A 15,932-nucleotide genomic window follows, 5' to 3' on the forward strand; every position below is an offset into this window, starting at 1 on the left:
TCCGTCGCGATCGGCTCCTACTCCGTGGCGATCGCCCGCAGGACGTCCAGCCGCGCCGCCCGGCCCGCCGGGCGCAGGCCGGCCACCGCGCCCGCCAGCAGCCCGGCCGCCAGGACCACGGCCAACTGCTCGGGCGGTATCGCGAAGGACCCCGTCCCGGCGCTGTCCGAGGCCCGGACCAGGGCCCAGCCGAGGAAGGCGCCGAGCCCCAGCCCGCCGACCGTGCCGAACGCCGCCACCAGCACCGACTCCCAGCGCACCATGCCGCGCAGCTGCGCCCGGGTCTGGCCGACCGCCCGCAGCAGCCCCAGTTCCCTGGTCCGCTCGTGCACCGCCAGCGTCAGGGTGTTGGCGATGCCCAGCAGCGCGATCAGCACCGCCAGCGCCAGCAGCGCGTAGACCACCGAGAGCATCATGTCGACGCCGGAGGCCGCGCTCTTGGCGTACTCCGCCCGGTCCTGCACCTGCGGACTGCCGAACGGGACCAGCGCCTTCTCGACCGCCGCCTTGCCGGCGCCCGGTGAGACGCCGTCGCGCAGCCCAACCGCGACCATGGTGTCGGCGTCCTGCCCCCGGTGCGGGGCCCAGGCCTGCCTGGTCATCAGGTAGTCCCCGGCCAGCCCGCCGCCCTCGTAGAGCGCACGGACGGTGAAGGGGCCGCTCGCGCCGTCGGTGAAACCCACGGTGACGGTCTGTCCGAGCCGCCAGCCGTGCTGCTGCGCCTCGCTGCGGGAGACCGCCAGCCCGTCCGTGCCGAGCGCGGCGAGCGAACCGTCGACCCGGCCGAGGTCGACGATGCCGGACAGCCGGGCCGGGTCGGTGACGTCCAGCGTCCGCCCGTGCCCGTCGATCCGGGCGACGCCCCGGCCGAGCCCGACCGTCTGCCGCACCTCGGGCAGCCCGGCCAGGGCGTCCGCCACCTTGGGGCTGATCCCGCTGCCGCCGGCCCCGAACGAGGCGGTGGTGACGGCGAGATCGCCCGCGAAGGACTTGCTCACCGTGTAGTCCAGGGTGGCCTTGATCGACGCGCCGAAGACCGTGAACAGCGTGACCACCGCGACCCCGATCATCAGCGCGCTCGCCGTGGCCGCCGTCCGGCGCGGGTTGCGGGCCGCGTTGCGCCGGGCCAGCACCCCGGAGACGCCGCGCAGCCTGGGCAGCGGCGCGCCCAGCGTCCGGACCGCGAAGGCCGCGGCAACCGGCCCGAGCACCACCGTGCCCGCCAGCACCGCCAGTGCCCCGGCCGCCGTCAGCAGGACGGACGGACCGTCGGTGGCGCCGAGGACGGCCACCGGGACACCCCCGGCCAGCAGCAGTCCGCCGAGCGCCACCCGGACGGTGCCCGAGCGCCCCTGCGCCGCCCGGTCGACACCGGTCTCCCGCAGCGCCGCCAGCGGAGCCGTCCGCCCGGCCCGGACGGCCGGCAGCAGCGCCGAACCCACCGCGACCAGCGTCCCGACCAGCAGCGGCAGCAGGACGGCGGCCGCGCTGATCACCATGCCGCCGGTCGGCAGGGCGAAGCCGAGCACCGAGAACAGCGCCTTGAGTCCGGTCGCCACCCCGATCCCGCCCAGCAGCCCGCCGAGCGAGGCCAGCAGGCCCACCGCCAGTGCCTCCGCCAGCGTCGCCCCGAGCACCTGGGCGCGCACCGCGCCGAGCGCCCGCAGCAGCGCGTTCTCCCGGCTCCGCTGGGCGACCACGATGGCGAAGGTGTTGTGGATGGTGAACGTCGCCACCAGCAGCGCGATCCCGGCGAAGACCAGCAGCAGCGTGGTGAACATGGTCAGGAACCGCCCGGACAGCAGCTGGGTGGACTCCTGGGTGGCCGCCGTACCGGTGATCGCCTCGACGCCGGAGGGCAGTTGCGGGGCGATCCGGTCGACCAGCTCCCGCTGGGACACCCCGCCGGCCGCGCGGACCTGGATCGAACCGGCCTGCCCTGCCCCCTTGGGCGTGAGGTAGCGCTCGGCGTCCGCGAAGGTCATCGCAGTGAAGGTGCTCGGCCCCATGCCGTCCGCGCTCGCCCCGAAGGTCGCGATGCCGACGATGGTGACCGGCACCGGGTCCGGGGTGCGCAGCACGGTGGTCGAGCCGAGGTGCAGCCCGCCCGACTTCGCCGCGCCCCGGTTCACCACGACCTCGCCCGGGGCGGCCGGCGCCCGGCCCTCGGCCAGCCGGTACGGGTTGAGCCGGCCGTCGGTGAGCCAGTTGCCCGCCAGCGTGGGCGGGCCCTGACCGCCGATCGGTTTGCCGTCGCTCCCGATGAGTTGACCCGCGCCCTGGACGGACGGCTCGACGGCCGCCACGCCGGGGATCGTGCGCAGCCGGTCGGCGAGCGACACCGCCACCGGCGCCCGCACCCCGCCGGCCGTGCCCGGGGAGTCCAGGACGTCGGCGCTGCGGACCACGACGTCGGTGCCCGCGTTGGCGTCGGCGAAGAGGGTGTCGAAGTTGGCCCGCAGGGTGTCACCCAGCACCATTGTGCCGGTCAGGAAGCTCACCCCGAGCAGGATGGACAGCAGGGTGCCGGTCAGCCGCCGCTTGTGGGCGCGCAGCGACCGCAGGCTGAGCCTGAGGGTGGCGGTGTTCATGCGCCCACTCATGCTTGCCCCCGTTCGAAGGCCTTCATCCGGTCCAGCACCAGCCCGGCGCTGGGCCGCTCCATCCGGTCGACCAGTCGGCCGTCGGCGAGGAACAGCGTCTCGTCGGCCCAGCCGGCGGCCGTCGGGTCGTGGGTGACCATGACCACGGCCTGGACCATCTCGTCCACCGCCCGGCGCAGCAGGCCGAGGACCTCGCCGCCGGTGCGGGAGTCGAGGTTGCCGGTGGGCTCGTCGGCGAAGACCACCTGCGGCCGCCCGGCCAGTGCCCGGGCCACCGCGACCCGCTGCTGCTGGCCGCCGGAGAGCTCGCTCGGACGGTGCTGCAGCCGGTCGCCGAGGCCGACGACGTCGATCAGCGCCTCCAGCCAGGCCCGGTCGGGGGCGGCCCCGGCCAGGTCGAGCGGGAGGGTGATGTTCTCCCGGACGGTGAGCGTGGGCACCAGGTTGAAGGCCTGGAACACGAAGCCGATCCGCTCCCGGCGCAGCAGCGTGAGCCGCCGGTCGCTCAGCGAGCCGAGTTCGGTGTCCCCGATCCAGGCGCTGCCGGCGGTGAGCGTGTCCAGCCCGGCCGCGCAGTGCATCAGGGTGGACTTGCCCGAGCCTGAGGGGCCCATGATCGCGGTGAAGCGCCCGGACGGGAACTCCACCGTGACGTGGTCCAGCGCCCGGACCTCGGTGCCGCCGACGCCGTGGATCTTCACGGCGTCGGCGACCCGCGCGGCGGTGCCGCGTACGACGTCGAGGGTGGTCACTTGGCGCCACCTCCCCGTGCGTCGTCCCGCGGCGGTTCGCTGAGCACGGCCCGCTTGGCGCGGTACTCCTCGGCGTCGATGTCGCCCTCGGCGTAGCGGCGGCCCAGGACGGCCAGCGGGTGCTCCGCGGCGGATCCGGCCCCGTACCCGAAGCCGCAGCCGCGGCGCCGCCAGACCGTGCGGCGCAGCACCACGATCACCAGGAACACCACGGCGATCCAGACCAGGGGGATCAGCAGGATCCAGGGTCCAGGCCCGTGCCAGTCGGCGAGCTGCGTGTACATGGTGGTTCATCTCCTCGGCCGTGGGCCTTCAGGACCTCGGGCGGTTCCCGAGGTGTCCGAAGCGTCCCGCCGAGGGGTCTCATCACGCGTCCTACCAGCAGCGGCAGTCGGGATACTCCCGGGAGAGTACGAGCGGCCGGTGACACGCCGGGCCGGGAGTAGCCGCACCCGGGAGCGCCCGCGCCCGGGAGTAGGCACGCCCGGGCGTAGGCACGCAGGGAGTAGCCCACCGGGAGCGTCCGCGCCGGGACGGAATCCGCCGCTCAGCCCAGCCAGCCCGGCCGCACCAGCCCCGACTCGTAGGCCAGCACCACCAGTTGCGCCCGGTCCCGCGCCCCGAGCTTCACCATCGCCCGGCTGACATGCGTCTTCGCCGTCAGCGGGCTGACCACCAGCCGCCGGGCGATCTCCTCGTTGGACAGCCCCATCCCGACCAGCGCCAGCACCTCGCGCTCCCGCTCGGTCAGCGTCGAGATGTCCGTCAGCCCCTTCGGCGCCGCCTCGGGGGCCTTGGAGCGGGCGGCGAACTCGCCGATCAGCCGTCTGGTCACCCCCGGCGAGAGCAGCGCGTCCCCCGCGACCGCGACCCGGATCGCCCGCAGCAGGTCGGCCGGCTCGGTGTCCTTGACCAGGAAGCCCGCCGCCCCCGAGCGCAGCGCCTCGAAGACGTACTCGTCCAGCTCGAAGGTGGTCAGCACGACCACCCGTACGGAGGACAGCGCAGGGTCCTCGGCGATCCTCCTGGTCGCCTCCAGCCCGTCCATCCGCGGCATCCGGATGTCCATCAGCACGACGTCCGGCACGAGTTCGCGGGCGAGTTGCAGCGCCGCCTCCCCGTCGTCCGCCTCGCCGACCACCGTGAGGTCGTCCTGCAGGTCCAGCAGGGCCCGGAAGCCCGCCCTGACCAGCAGTTGGTCATCCGCCAGCAGTACCCGAATCACTCATTCCCCGCCTTCGGTGTCGGCAGCTCCGCCCGGACCCGGAAGCCGCCGCCGGGCAGCGGCCCCGCCGTGATGGTGCCACCGAACGCGGCCGCGCGTTCCCGCATCCCGACCAGCCCACTGCCGGACCCGCCGACGTCGGAGACCACCGTCGGCCCCGGGTCCTCGACCCGGACCACCAGCAGGGCGGGGTCCGTCCAGTCCAGCACCACGACCGCCTGCCGGGCCGCCGAGTGCCGGATGACGTTGGTGAGGCCCTCCTGGACGATCCGGAAGGCGGTGAGGTCGACGGTGGCGGACAGCGCGCGGCGCTCGCCGCGCTCGTGCACCTCGGCCTCCAGTCCCACCCGGTCGGCCTGCTCGGTGAGTTCGTCCAGCCGGTCCAGCCCGGGGGCCGGGCCGCGCGGCGCCGCCCCGGGCCCGCGCAGCGTCGCCAGCACCTGGCGGACCTCGCCGAGCGCCTCCTTGCTGGTCGACTTGATGGTGACCAGCGCGGTGCGGGCCTCCTCCGGCCGCCGGTCGAGCAGCGCCAGCGCGACCCCCGCCTGGATGTTGATCAGTGACAGGCTGTGCGCCAGGATGTCGTGCAACTCCCGGGCCATCTTGAGTCGTTCCTCGTTGGCCCGGCGCTCCTCCAGCTGCTGGCGGAAGGCCCGGTGGGCGGCGATCCGCTCGCGCCGGAACCGGACGATCTCGGCGATCGCCAGCACCAGCAGCAGCCAGGCCAGCAGCCCGAGTTCCTGCAGCCAGGCGGTGCCGGACGGCGGGGCGGCCCGCTGCCAGCTCGCGGGCAGCACGAAGGTGACAAGCACGTGCACCAGGTAGACCCCGCCCAGGCCGGCCCAGGCCGCCCGGCGGTGCCCGGCGGCGATCGCGGCGCAGCAGGCGATCAGCCAGCTCAGGAACGCCGGCCCGTACGGGTACCCGGCGGCCAGGTACCCGGCGGTGACCACCGAGGTGCCGGCCACCACCGCGACCGGACGGCGGCAGCGCAGCACCAGCAGGGCCGGCCCGAGCAGCAGCAGGAGGTAGCCGAACGCGTCCAGCGGCGCCCGCCCGGGCTGGTTGTGCGCGGCGAACCGCGAGCCGACCAGCTGGACCACCGCGACCGCCGCCGCCAGCCCCAGCGGCAGGCCCGCCTTGGCCGCGCGCACCCACGGCGGGCGCCACGGCTCGGGCGGCTCCGGCGCGGCCGGATCCTCCGCGGACGGCTCCGGCGGCTCCTCCGCAGGCGGCTCCGGCGGCTGGGACGTGGGCGGCATCATGCCCACAAGCTAGACCCGCTCCCCGCCCCCGCGCGTCCTCCACGGGTGGCGTTCGGACGTACTCCCGCTGAAGTACGCCCGAAGGCCGCCCTACTCCCCCGCCCTGCCCGTCTCAACGGTCTGGCGGTCTAGCGGTCCTCGGTGGCAGCCCGCGCCTCCTCCTCCGCCTTCTCGAAGGTCGCCGACGCCTCCGGCCGCGCCAGCGTGACCACCAGCTCCCCGTCGCTCACGTCCGCGATCAGCGTGTCCCCCTCCCGCACGGAGCCGTCCAGCAGCAGGTTGGAGATCCGGTTGTCCAGCTCCGACTGGATCGTCCGGCGCAGCGGCCGGGCCCCGAACTCCGGCTGGTACCCGCGGTTGACCAGGAACTCCTTGGCCGCCTCGGTGACGTCCAGCCGGACGTCCTGTGCCCGCAGCCGCCGCCGGCTGCGCTCCAGCAGCAGGTCCACCACCGACAGCAGGTCCTTCCGGGTGAGCCCGTGGAAGACGATCACCTCGTCGATCCGGTTGAGGAACTCGGGCCGGAAGTGCCCGCGCAGGTCCCGCATCAGGTCGTCCCTGATCTGGTCCACGTTCCCGGAGTGGTCCAGGATCCGCTGCGAGCCGATGTTGCTGGTCATGATCACCACGGTGTTGCGGAAGTCGACCGTACGCCCCTGGGAGTCGGTCAGCCGCCCGTCGTCCAGCACCTGGAGCAGCAGGTTGAAGACGTCCGGGTGCGCCTTCTCCACCTCGTCGAAGAGCAGCACGCTGTATGGCTTGCGGCGCACCGCCTCGGTCAGCTGCCCGGCCTCGTCGTAGCCGACGTACCCGGGCGGGGAGCCCACCAGCCGGGAAACGGTGTGCTTCTCCTGGAACTCGCTCATGTCGAAGCGGATCATCCGGTCCGGGTCGCCGAACAGCAGCGCCGCCAGCGCCTTCGCCAACTCGGTCTTGCCGACGCCGGTCGGGCCGAGGAAGAGGAAGGAACCGGTCGGCCGCTCCGGGTCGCCCATCCCGGCCCGGCCGCGGCGCACCGCCTGGGCGACGGCGGTGACCGCCTCGTCCTGGCCGATCACCTTCTCGTGCAGGTGCTCCTCCAGTTTGAGCAGCCGCTCCTTCTCGGTCGCGTTCAGCTCCGCGACCGGGATGCCGGTCCGGGAGGACAGCACCTGCGCGATGTCGTCGGCCGTCACGTCGACGACCTCCTCGCGGGACTCGGCGACCGCCGCCAGCTCGTCCTCGGTCTGCCGCAGCTCGGTCTTCAGATTGGCGGCCCGGACGAACTCCTCGTCCGCGACGGCCTCGTCCAGCTCCCGCTTCAGCTTGGTGATCCGGTCCTGCACCCCGGTCGCCTCGGTGGACCCGCTCAGGCTGCGCAGCCGCACCCGCGCGCCGGCCTGGTCCAGCAGGTCGATCGCCTTGTCGGGCAGGAAGCGGTCGCTGACGTACCGGTCGGAGAGCGCCGCCGCCGCGTCCAACGCCTCGTCGGTGAACCGCACCTGGTGGTGCGCCTCGTAGGCGTCGCGCAGCCCGTGCAGGATCTCGATGGTCTCCTCGACGCTCGGCTCGGGCACCAGTACCGGCTGGAAGCGCCGTTCCAGCGCGGCGTCCTTCTCCACGTGCTTGCGGTACTCGTCCAGCGTCGTCGCGCCGACCACGCTCAACTCGCCGCGCGCGAGCGCCGGTTTGAGGATGTTGCCGGCATCCATCGAGCCCTCGCCGCCACCGCCCGCGCCGACCACGGTGTGCAGCTCGTCCAGGAACAGGATCACGCTCTTCTCGGCGGCCGTGACCTCGTCGATCACGTTCTTCAGCCGCTCCTCGAACTCTCCCCGGTACTTGGAGCCCGCCACCAGCGCGGTCAGGTCGAGGGCGACCACCCGCTTCTCCTTGAGACTCCGCGGCACTTCCCCGGAGACGATCCGCTGGGCCAGGCCCTCGACGATCGCGGTCTTGCCGACGCCCGGCTCCCCGATCAGTACCGGATTGTTCTTGGTCCGCCGGGAGAGGATCTCGACGGTCTGCTCGATCTCCTCGGCCCGCCCCACCACCGGGTCCAGCCGGCCCGAGAGCGCCTCCGCGGTGAGGTCGCGCCCGTACTCGTCCAGCGTCGGCGTCTCGCTCGGGTGCGCGCCCGTACTGCTGCGCTCGCCACCGGTACCGCGCCCCTCCAGCACCGACTTCAGCACCTCCTGCGAGGGCGCCGATTTGCGCAGCGCCACGCCCGCACCCGAACGCTCCTGGTCCAGCAGCGCGCCGAGGATGTGCTCCGGCCCGATGTACGAGGCACCGGCCGCCTGCGAGCGGGCGTGCGCGGCGAGCAGCGCGCGCTTGGCCGAAGGGGTGAGCGCCGGCTGCCCGTCCACCGCGTCGGGGTTGCCGACCGGCAGGGCGTGCTCCAGATCGCCGGACAGCTGGTCCGGGTCGATGCCCGCGCGCTCCAGCATCCGCCGCGAGGGGTCCACCTGGGTGGCCGCCCAGGCCAGGTGGGCGGTGTCGAGGTCACTGGAACCGTCCTCGGACGCGCGCCGCGCGGCCAGTGCGAGCAACTCCTGCGAGGACTCGCTGAGCAGCCGCCCGATCGGCACCCGCTGCACGGCGGGCGGGGAAGCCAGCGGGCTCATTCCGAAGAACCGGCTGAGGAGATCGGAGAACGGATCGTTCGATCCGAACGGGGGCATGGTCACGGCGATTCACCTTTCCCAAGCGGTTTGCAGCCACACAAACACAGGCCGTGCGACCGCGCCTGTCGAGTCGGACGGCGCCTCCCACAGCCGCCGTCAGCGGCCCACCGTCAACGGCCCGCCGTCAGCCGTCAGCCGGTGAAACGATCCAGCAGCACACCGCCGCTGTACGTCACCGCCATCGCCAGCAACCCGCCCGCGACATTGCGCCCCACCGCCCGGGCCGGACCGGCCCCGCCCATCCGGGCACTCGCCCAGCCCGACAGCGTGAGCGCGGCCACCACCGACACCACCGTCACCGGCAGCCGCCACGCCTGCGGCGGCAGCAGCACCGCCAGCAGCGGCACCAGCGCGCCCAGCGTGAACGCGGCCGCGCTGGCCAGCGCCGCCTGCCACGGATTGGTCAACGCCTCCGGGTCGATGCCGAGTTCGGTCTGCGCGTGGGCCGCGAGCGCGTCCCGCTCGGTCAACGCCACCGCCACGTCCCGGGCCAGGTCGTCCGTCAGCCCGCTGCCCCGGTAGTAGTCGGTGAGTTCGTCGAGCTCCCCCCTCCGGGTCGTCCGCCAGCTCCCGCCGCTCCTTCGCCAACGCGGCCCGCTCGGTGTCCCGTTGGGTGCTGACCGACACGTACTCGCCGGCCGCCATCGACATCGCCCCCGCCAACAACCCGGCCACCCCCGCCGCGAGCAGCGCCGTCCGCGAACCGGTCGCGCCCGCCACACCCGTCACGATGCCCGCCGTCGACACCACGCCGTCATTGGCCCCCAGCACCGCCGCCCGCAGCCAGTTCAGGCGCGCCGACAACTCCGCCCGTGTCTCCCCGACCTGCCCAGCCACCGCCCACCACTCCCCGACACCTGACCGACCCCCCGATCCTCACCCACCACCCACCGCCCCGCCACCCCGCCGACCGGACACCGCGCGTCAACGGCCGGGCCGCACCACCCACCGCCCCGCCACCCCGCCGACCGGACACCGCGCGTCAACGGCCGGGCCGCACCACCCGCCGGCCCAACACAGGCGCCAACGCCCGCCGTAGATCCTCCGATCCCCGGTAGAGCACCCCGGTCATCCCCAGCGCCACCGCCGCATCGACGTTCTCCTGCCGGTCATCGACGAACAGGCACCGCTCCGGCGCCACCCCGGCCCGCTCCGCGGCGATCTCGTAGATCCTCCGATCCGGCTTGGCACTGCCCACCAGGGAACTGTTCACCACCTCGTGCGCCAGCTCCGTCAGCCCCAGCCGCGCCAGGTCCTCGTCCAGCCACACCGTCGCATTGGTCACCAGCACCACCCGGCAGTGCTCCCGCACCTGCCGCAGCAGCCCCACCGCGACCTCGTCCGCCCAGAACGGCGAGTTCGCGAACGCCTCCGCCAGCCCCCGCGCCTGCGCCTCCGACACCCGCCCGACCAGCCCGCGCGCGATCGACTCCACCCACTCCGCCTTGCCGATCCGCCCCAGCAACAACGGCAGGTCATTCTCCGACGCGAACCCGACACCCGCCGTACTCCCCTCCCCCACCCCCGCCGCCCGCTCCAACGCCGCCACCCCGGCCCCGTCGAAGAACCGGATCACACCGTCCACGTCACACAGCACCGCATCAAACGCCCTGGCAGTCATCCCGCCTCCCTACCAGCAGCAGCACCACACCCGGAGACCGGGGTACGGGGTACGGGGTGCGGCCGGCGCTGACGAGGCCCACTCTTGGCCCTCGGCTAACCCCGGCCGACAGTTGGGCCCGGGTCTCCCCCGGCCCCCCGGAAAGACCGGGGGACAGCTGCCCTACGGAGCTGGATCTCCCGGCAACCGGTCGCACCAGGCCGACCGCAACCCCCGCCACCGACAACGCCCGAGGGCCGGCCCCGGAGGTGAGTACCTCCCGGACCGGCCCTCAGCGCACTGGTGGGCGCGGACGGTTTCGAACCGCCGACATCTGCTTTGAAAGCTCGTTCGACGCCCCGGGCAGGCTTGGCGAAGCCGCACGCCCCTGCCGGTAGCCGGGCGCAGGCAGCCTCCGCTGCCGCCTCACGTCCGTCGGTGTTGCCGTCAGGATCTGCCGTCAGCGGAGTCCAGCAGCGGAGATGGCTTGAACCCGCAACCTCTTCGTCCCGAATGAGGTCCGGGTCGGCGGCCAAGCTGAACAGATACTCGAACGCGCTGGTCAGAGTGTTGGTCCACGTTGGCTATGCCCTGGTCGGAGGGGCCCTGATCTCAAGATCTTCTCCCGGAATTCTCCCAGGCCTGGGTGTGGACCGCATCGGGGAACAGGGCTGTGTCGCCGGCCGACCCGGACGGCTTCGGTCTCCAGAACGGCCAGCACGGCGTCCGTGCCCGTGGTGAGGCCGCGGCGCGGTTCTCAGAGCCTCGCCCGCTAGCGACGGGGGTGACTGAGGAGGGCGGAAGGTGCCACGGATCAAAGCAGCGGCTCGCCCGAGCCTGCGAGATGCTTGCGGATCCGTACGACGTCAGCGCGGTCCTTGCTGCGGTCGTAGAGCTGCTTCCAGCGGAGTACGCGACGAAGGGGTGAGAATGGGATGCCATGGATCAGTTCTGCTTCTTCGATCAGTTCATCGCGCTCACACGTCCCCGGAAGCCACATGTCGAAGGCTTCGATCGCGCCATCGAACAGCAGGGCCATTCGTCCGTGGCCCGAAGGTGCGGAAACCGGGGGCGCGAGCGCCGTGATGATCTCCCATGCCTGACCGCGGGCCACGATGTCCAGGTCGCCAACGTCCAGCTTGAGGCCGTGTGCGAGCAGGGGTCCGCTCCCTGCGACCACATAGTCGCAGGTTGGCAGGTGCAGGGACATGAGCTTCTGCACTAGCGGGTGCTGGCTCAGGTCCACTGGACCTCCTATAGCGGCGACAGTCCCATCGCCAAGCGGGCGACCACACCCATAGCGAGTGCGGTGGAGACGCTCGTCAGCGTACCGAGGAGAAAGAACTCCGACACGTACTTGCCCCCCTTGTCGAGCTCAGGAGTCCGGGCCAGGGACTTCGCCGCCAGGGCCAGGGCCGCTGCCTCGGAGTGTCCAGCAATCAGGAACGCGAAGAGCACACCTCGTTCCAGCCACCCGATCACGAGCCCTCGATGCATGAAGTCCAGCGCATGCGTCCTCTGGTTGGCATCGCTTAGCGCTTCGACTTCCACCTTGACGTGATGCGTCACCCACAGTGCTACCTTCCCGCCGCAGAAGACCGTGAGAAGAAGGCACGAAGAAATCACCGCGACTCGGTCGTCAAGGGCGATGTGGTGTGCGCGCATCGTTGACCATGGCCCGGCTGCCCAGATGCCGATCAGTAGAGCCAGTGCGAGAAGCGTGACAGCAGCGCGTCCGATACTGGCGGAGGCATCTGAGAGGCGCTGGTGAAGGTCTGTACTGCGTGGGGGCCACGGCCTTGATCGAAGAACGGAGACAAGTGCGAGACACGCTCCGACAAGCGCGACGGGCCAGAGATGCTTTGGCGTACCCACCAAGGTGTAACAGGCGTATACGGCAAAGAACGCCAAGGTCAGTCGGGGGTATCGCTTGGGCTCGCCGGTAGCGCTTGGCGGCCCGTTCAATCCCAGTCCCCATGGGACAAGCACGGCCGCAGCGATGCCAAGTGCAACGCGAGCTGTCTCCAAAGCTGCCCCCTCAAGTCTGTTCAATCATAGAAAGATTGATCCGCCCTCACCCTTGGGTGCTGAGAGCATAGTCGCCTTGCGGCATGACTGGCCAACCCTAGTGTGGTGACCTCGGATTGATGTGAAAGGCAGTGTGGGCAAGCGAGTTGAAGCGAAAGAGCGCCCCGCTCCGCTGGAGTTTCGCTGGCCTGACAGGCGCCGACGGCCTGGAAGCTATACGACTGCGCAGGGTGAGGGTCGCGGCGAGCTTGGGAGACAACGTGTCACTTCGCTATGAGATCCGCTCGCGGCCCATGGTGGTTGACCCGCTCCCCTATAGAAAGGGCGCATGAGCGGGAGGACAGGACCTCTTGTCCTCATTTCGGTGAACCGCTCATCGGCGCGCGATCTGTGCAGTTGAATGCTTCTGGCGTGGACACCGCCTGCCTGCTGGGCAGAGACCTTTCCCCCAGATGATCAGTCGATCCCTCGAAGGAAGGATGCCTCGTGACCATCACTTCGAAAGTCCCCGCCACCTGCGGCCGGTGCGGAACCCGCCTGAGCCGCACCAACACCGACACCGTGTGCAGCCCGTGCCGCCGTGCGATCGGGCCGGCTGCTGCAGTCGCGCAGGCTGCCCGGTGGCCAAGCCGGTCAGCTGGCTCTCCGCCCCGGCAGAGCGCACCGCGCCGCCGGATGGGTCCAACCTCGGAGACGTCCTGAAGGCCTACCGCGCGCTCCACCAGCTGAAGCAGCAGGACCTCGCCGACCTGCTCGGCTACGACCAGTCGCACGTCTCACTGTTGGAACGCGGGAAACGCGTGATCAAGAACATGGACGAACTCCTGCGCCTGACTCAGGTGTTGGGTCCCACCTGGCCGCGCTCACACAGGTGCGAACCCGAACGGCGCCGCCAGCACCTGGCAGCGCAAGGACGGCCGCTACGAGGGGCGCGTGAACGTGCCGCAGCCGGACGGCACCCGCAAGCGCAAGACCGTCTACGGCGACACGTGGGAGGAGTGCGACGCCAAGCGCCAGGAGCTGGTGAAGGGTGCCCGGGACGAATTCATCCGGCCGCAGCGCAAGAAGACCACGTACGCCAAGTACGAGACCCACATGAGGCTCTACTTGATCCCGCACCTCGGAACGAAGCGCCTGGAGTCGGTGAGCGTTCCCGACGTTCGGCGCCTCGTCGGCGCGGTGACGCGTCAGGCCTCCACCGCGACGGCGAAGGAGTCGCACCGCGTGCTCCGTACGGCCCTTACGGCCGCGTGCCGCGAGGAACTGATCAGCCGGAACGTCGCAACCCTTGTTCCGGCCCCGCGTGTGGAGGTGCGCGAGATGAAGACGTGGACGCTGGACCAGACGATCACCTTCCTGGAGGCAGCTCGCCCGGACCCGCTTACACGGCGTTCGTGCTGGCCATCACGCTGGACCTGCGGCGTGGGGAGATCCTGGGATTGCGCTGGAGCGACATCGACCTGGACCACCGCACGCTCACGGTTCGAAACCAGCTCCAGCGGGTGCAGAAGGAGCTGTACGCCGACAGCACGAAGAACCGGCGGACCCGGGTGATCCCGCTGCCGTCGATGTGCGTCGCTCCGCTCCGCTGGCGACGGCTCCAGCAGGCCCAGCAGCGCGAGGCCGCGGGGAGGGAGTGGCAGGACCCGGAGTACGTGTTCACCACCCGGACCGGCCGGCCGATCGAGCCCCGGAACCTCAGCCGGTCCTTCGAGCGGATCGGTGCTGACGCCGGTCTGCCGCGTATCCGCCTCCACGACACGCGGCACGGCTGCGCGACCATCCTGTTCGCGGCCGGCGTCGCCGCGCGGGTGGTGATGGAGATCCTGGGGCACTCGCAGATCGCCGTGACGTGAACGTCTACAAGCACGGAGGAGACCCGGCGCGAGGCGCTCGCGCACATGGACCGCCTCCTCAAGAGGCGGCGCAAGACGGGCTGACATCAGCCGTTGCCGTCAGTTGTTGCAGTCAAAAGGCCCGCAGCATGATCGCTGCGGGCCTTTTGCGCTGGTGGGCGCGGACGGTTTCGAACCGCCGACATCTGCTTTGTAAGAGCAGCGCTCTACCGCTGAGCTACGCGCCCCCGGTCGTGGCCCGGTGGGCGCACGACGAGTGCCTAGGGTACCTGGTCCCGGGGGGTGGTGGGGGCCAGGCGCCCGGGTGGGGTGGGGGTTGGCGGTGCAGGGCTGGGGGCGGGGGCCGTGGTGGCGGAGGGCCGTGGTGGCGGCGGACTGGCGGCGGCGGAGGGGAGTCCGGGTGGCGTGTGGAGGGGGCGGGGCACGGGCGGCGAGGCGGGGGCGAAAGGGGTGGGAGGGGGTGACGGGTCGGCGGGGTGATCGGGGAGAATGGGGGCCGGATCAGCGGGTCGGAGCAGGGAGCGCGCAGTGACGGTGGCCGGCGGGAGCGGGCGGGGGCGGCGTCGGGCGGGGAGTGCGCTGGCGGACGCGCTGGTGTTGCCCGTGGTGCTGGCGGGTGCGCTGGGGGCGGTCGGCCTGGCGTCGGCCGGGACCGGCGGCTGGTGGGGCCGACGCGGCGGCGGGGAGGGCGTACGGGCGGGGGCCAGGGAGGCCCGGGCCGCGGCGCAGGAGGCGTTCTACGAGCTGGAGGAGACCCAGCGCGAGGTGCAGCTCGCGGTGGAGACGGTCCGTGCGGCGGAGGACGGGCCGACGACGCAGCGCGCGCTGGCCGATCTGGCGGCGATCTCCGGCCGGGTCGACCAGGTCACCGTGAACTACCTGGGCGCGCTCGACGCCCACAACCTGGACAGCGAGACCCTGGACGCGGGCGCGGCCGCGCAGGCCAGGCGCCAGCTGGAGGACGTGAAGGGCCAACTCGGCTCCGCCCGCGCCGAACTGAACGACTTCCTGCGCCGCCTGCAGCCGACCATCCAGCACGCCGAGCAGCAGCTGATGCGGGTCACCCCGGCGGTCGAGCAGGCCAAGCGCGCGCTGCTCACGGCCTCCAACGCGCTGGACGAGGCGCGCGGCGCCGGCCTGCGGGCGGACGACCTGGCGGCCCGGCTGGCCGAGCTGGCTCCGGAGCTGGGGCGGCTGAACGAGGGCCCGGCCCGGCACGGGGTGGCCGGCACGCTGCGGCGCGCAGACGACGTGAAGCAGCGCGCCGAGGCGATCGCCGCCGACGCCGCGCAGCTGCCGGAGCGGGCGCGCGAGATCGACCGGCGGGTGGCGAGCCTGCGGACCCGGATCCAGGCGTTGGAGACCAAGGCCACGACGGTCGAGCCCGCCCTGAGCGAGCTGCGCCGCCGCTTCAGCACCGCCTGCTGGCAGGATCTGCAGCGGGTGCCGGACCAGGTCGCGGAGACCGGGCGCGCCGCCGAGCGCAAGCTCGCCGAGGCCGCCCGTGCCCGGGACGAGCAGCGCTGGGCGGACGCCACGGCCGCGATCGGGACGGTTCGCGCGCTGCTGGACGCCGCGGACGGCTCGGTGGTCGCGGTGAACGACCGGCTGCGGCAGCTGAACGAGGTGCAGCACGACCCCAACCGGGAGATCGAGCGGGCTCGCTTCGCCATCCGGGACGCGCAGCGGCTGGCGATGGCCGGGCGCAGCGCGCCGGACCCGCGGCACGCCGCCCCGCTGGACGAGGCGGTGGCCCGGCTGGACCGCGCGGTGGCCACGCTGGAGGCGGCCGGCAGGCATCCCGACTACTGGGTCTTCCTCACCGAGCTGGCGGCGGTGCGGGAGACGGCCACGCAGGTGATCGGGCTGATCCGCGGCGACCTGGGCGGACACCACTAGCCGGTGACCGCGGGAAACCGGCGGGTCACCTCGGTACC

10 protein-coding genes, 1 tRNA gene and 3 pseudogenes are annotated in these 15,932 nt (G+C 72.3%); 3 read left to right on the forward strand and 11 right to left on the reverse strand.

Features of this window, described 5'->3' with window-relative positions:
* Positions 1-17: 17 nt before the first annotated feature.
* From ACIBEC_RS08450 to ACIBEC_RS08495, 10 genes and pseudogenes are all read right to left on the reverse strand, one after another.
* Complete coding sequence (locus tag ACIBEC_RS08450) at positions 18-2,591, reverse strand: FtsX-like permease family protein (RefSeq protein ID WP_360492889.1); 2,574 nt, start codon at positions 2,589-2,591, stop codon at positions 18-20.
* Positions 2,592-2,599: 8 nt separating this feature from the next.
* Complete coding sequence (locus ACIBEC_RS08455; protein ID WP_360492892.1) at positions 2,600-3,355, reverse strand: ABC transporter ATP-binding protein; 756 nt, start codon at positions 3,353-3,355, stop codon at positions 2,600-2,602.
* Positions 3,352-3,639 carry an SHOCT domain-containing protein gene (locus ACIBEC_RS08460; protein ID WP_360492895.1) on the reverse strand — a complete coding sequence of 96 codons (288 nt, stop codon included), beginning with the start codon at positions 3,637-3,639 and terminating at the stop codon, positions 3,352-3,354. Before ACIBEC_RS08460 ends, ACIBEC_RS08455 begins: the two co-directional genes overlap by 4 nt.
* A 263-nt stretch (positions 3,640-3,902) precedes the next feature.
* Positions 3,903-4,580 (reverse strand): response regulator transcription factor, encoded by a 678-nt coding sequence (locus ACIBEC_RS08465; RefSeq protein ID WP_360492898.1) that lies wholly within the window; start codon positions 4,578-4,580, stop codon positions 3,903-3,905.
* Positions 4,577-5,845, reverse strand: a complete 1,269-nt coding sequence (locus tag ACIBEC_RS08470; RefSeq protein WP_360492901.1) for a sensor histidine kinase — start codon at positions 5,843-5,845, stop codon at positions 4,577-4,579. The genes ACIBEC_RS08465 and ACIBEC_RS08470 overlap by 4 nt, the downstream gene beginning before the upstream one ends.
* A gap of 128 nt (positions 5,846-5,973) precedes the next feature.
* A complete protein-coding gene (locus ACIBEC_RS08475; RefSeq protein ID WP_396287819.1) occupies positions 5,974-8,508 on the reverse strand; it encodes an ATP-dependent Clp protease ATP-binding subunit in 2,535 nt (844 codons plus the stop codon).
* Positions 8,509-8,642: 134 nt separating this feature from the next.
* A pseudogene (locus ACIBEC_RS08480) lies at positions 8,643-9,348 on the reverse strand (VIT family protein).
* Positions 9,349-9,493: 145 nt separating this feature from the next.
* A complete protein-coding gene (locus tag ACIBEC_RS08485; protein ID WP_360492908.1) occupies positions 9,494-10,132 on the reverse strand; it encodes an HAD-IA family hydrolase in 639 nt (212 codons plus the stop codon).
* A 793-nt stretch (positions 10,133-10,925) separates the two neighbouring features.
* Complete coding sequence (locus ACIBEC_RS08490) at positions 10,926-11,357, reverse strand: hypothetical protein (protein ID WP_360492911.1); 432 nt, start codon at positions 11,355-11,357, stop codon at positions 10,926-10,928.
* Positions 11,358-11,365: 8 nt separating this feature from the next.
* A complete protein-coding gene (locus tag ACIBEC_RS08495) occupies positions 11,366-11,680 on the reverse strand; it encodes a hypothetical protein (RefSeq protein ID WP_360492913.1) in 315 nt (104 codons plus the stop codon).
* Positions 11,681-12,618: 938 nt separating this feature from the next.
* Between ACIBEC_RS08495 and ACIBEC_RS08500 the strand changes: the two are divergent.
* Together ACIBEC_RS08500 and xerC are read left to right on the forward strand one after the other, a co-directional pair.
* Positions 12,619-12,975: pseudogene (locus ACIBEC_RS08500) on the forward strand (helix-turn-helix domain-containing protein); the annotation flags it as partial.
* A 40-nt stretch (positions 12,976-13,015) separates the two neighbouring features.
* Positions 13,016-14,079, forward strand: a pseudogene (xerC, locus tag ACIBEC_RS08505) (tyrosine recombinase XerC); the annotation flags it as partial.
* 68 nt (positions 14,080-14,147) lie between these two features.
* Here xerC and ACIBEC_RS08510 read toward each other — a convergent pair.
* Positions 14,148-14,222, reverse strand: a tRNA-Val gene (locus ACIBEC_RS08510).
* Positions 14,223-14,484: 262 nt separating this feature from the next.
* On the opposite strand from ACIBEC_RS08510, the gene ACIBEC_RS08515 reads away from it, so the two are divergent.
* Entirely contained in the window at positions 14,485-15,894 is a 1,410-nt protein-coding gene (locus ACIBEC_RS08515; protein WP_396287795.1) for a hypothetical protein, read from the forward strand.
* The last annotated feature ends 38 nt before the right edge of the window (positions 15,895-15,932 follow it).

Source organism: Kitasatospora sp. NPDC051164 (genome assembly GCF_044455625.1).
Classification (GTDB): Bacteria; Actinomycetota; Actinomycetes; order Streptomycetales; family Streptomycetaceae; genus Kitasatospora.

Bases quoted from the DNA above. Each gene is read 5' to 3' on its own strand.
- ACIBEC_RS08450 (WP_360492889.1), bottom strand. From the start codon at position 2,591: ATGAACACCGCCACCCTCAGGCTCAGCCTGCGGTCGCTGCGCGCCCAC.
- ACIBEC_RS08460 (WP_360492895.1), bottom strand. From the start codon at position 3,639: ATGTACACGCAGCTCGCCGACTGGCACGGGCCTGGACCCTGGATCCTG.
- ACIBEC_RS08470 (WP_360492901.1), bottom strand. From the start codon at position 5,845: ATGATGCCGCCCACGTCCCAGCCGCCGGAGCCGCCTGCGGAGGAGCCG.
- ACIBEC_RS08475 (WP_396287819.1), bottom strand. From the start codon at position 8,508: ATGCCCCCGTTCGGATCGAACGATCCGTTCTCCGATCTCCTCAGCCGG.
- ACIBEC_RS08485 (WP_360492908.1), bottom strand. From the start codon at position 10,132: ATGACTGCCAGGGCGTTTGATGCGGTGCTGTGTGACGTGGACGGTGTG.
- ACIBEC_RS08515 (WP_396287795.1), top strand. From the start codon at position 14,485: ATGGGGGCCGGATCAGCGGGTCGGAGCAGGGAGCGCGCAGTGACGGTG.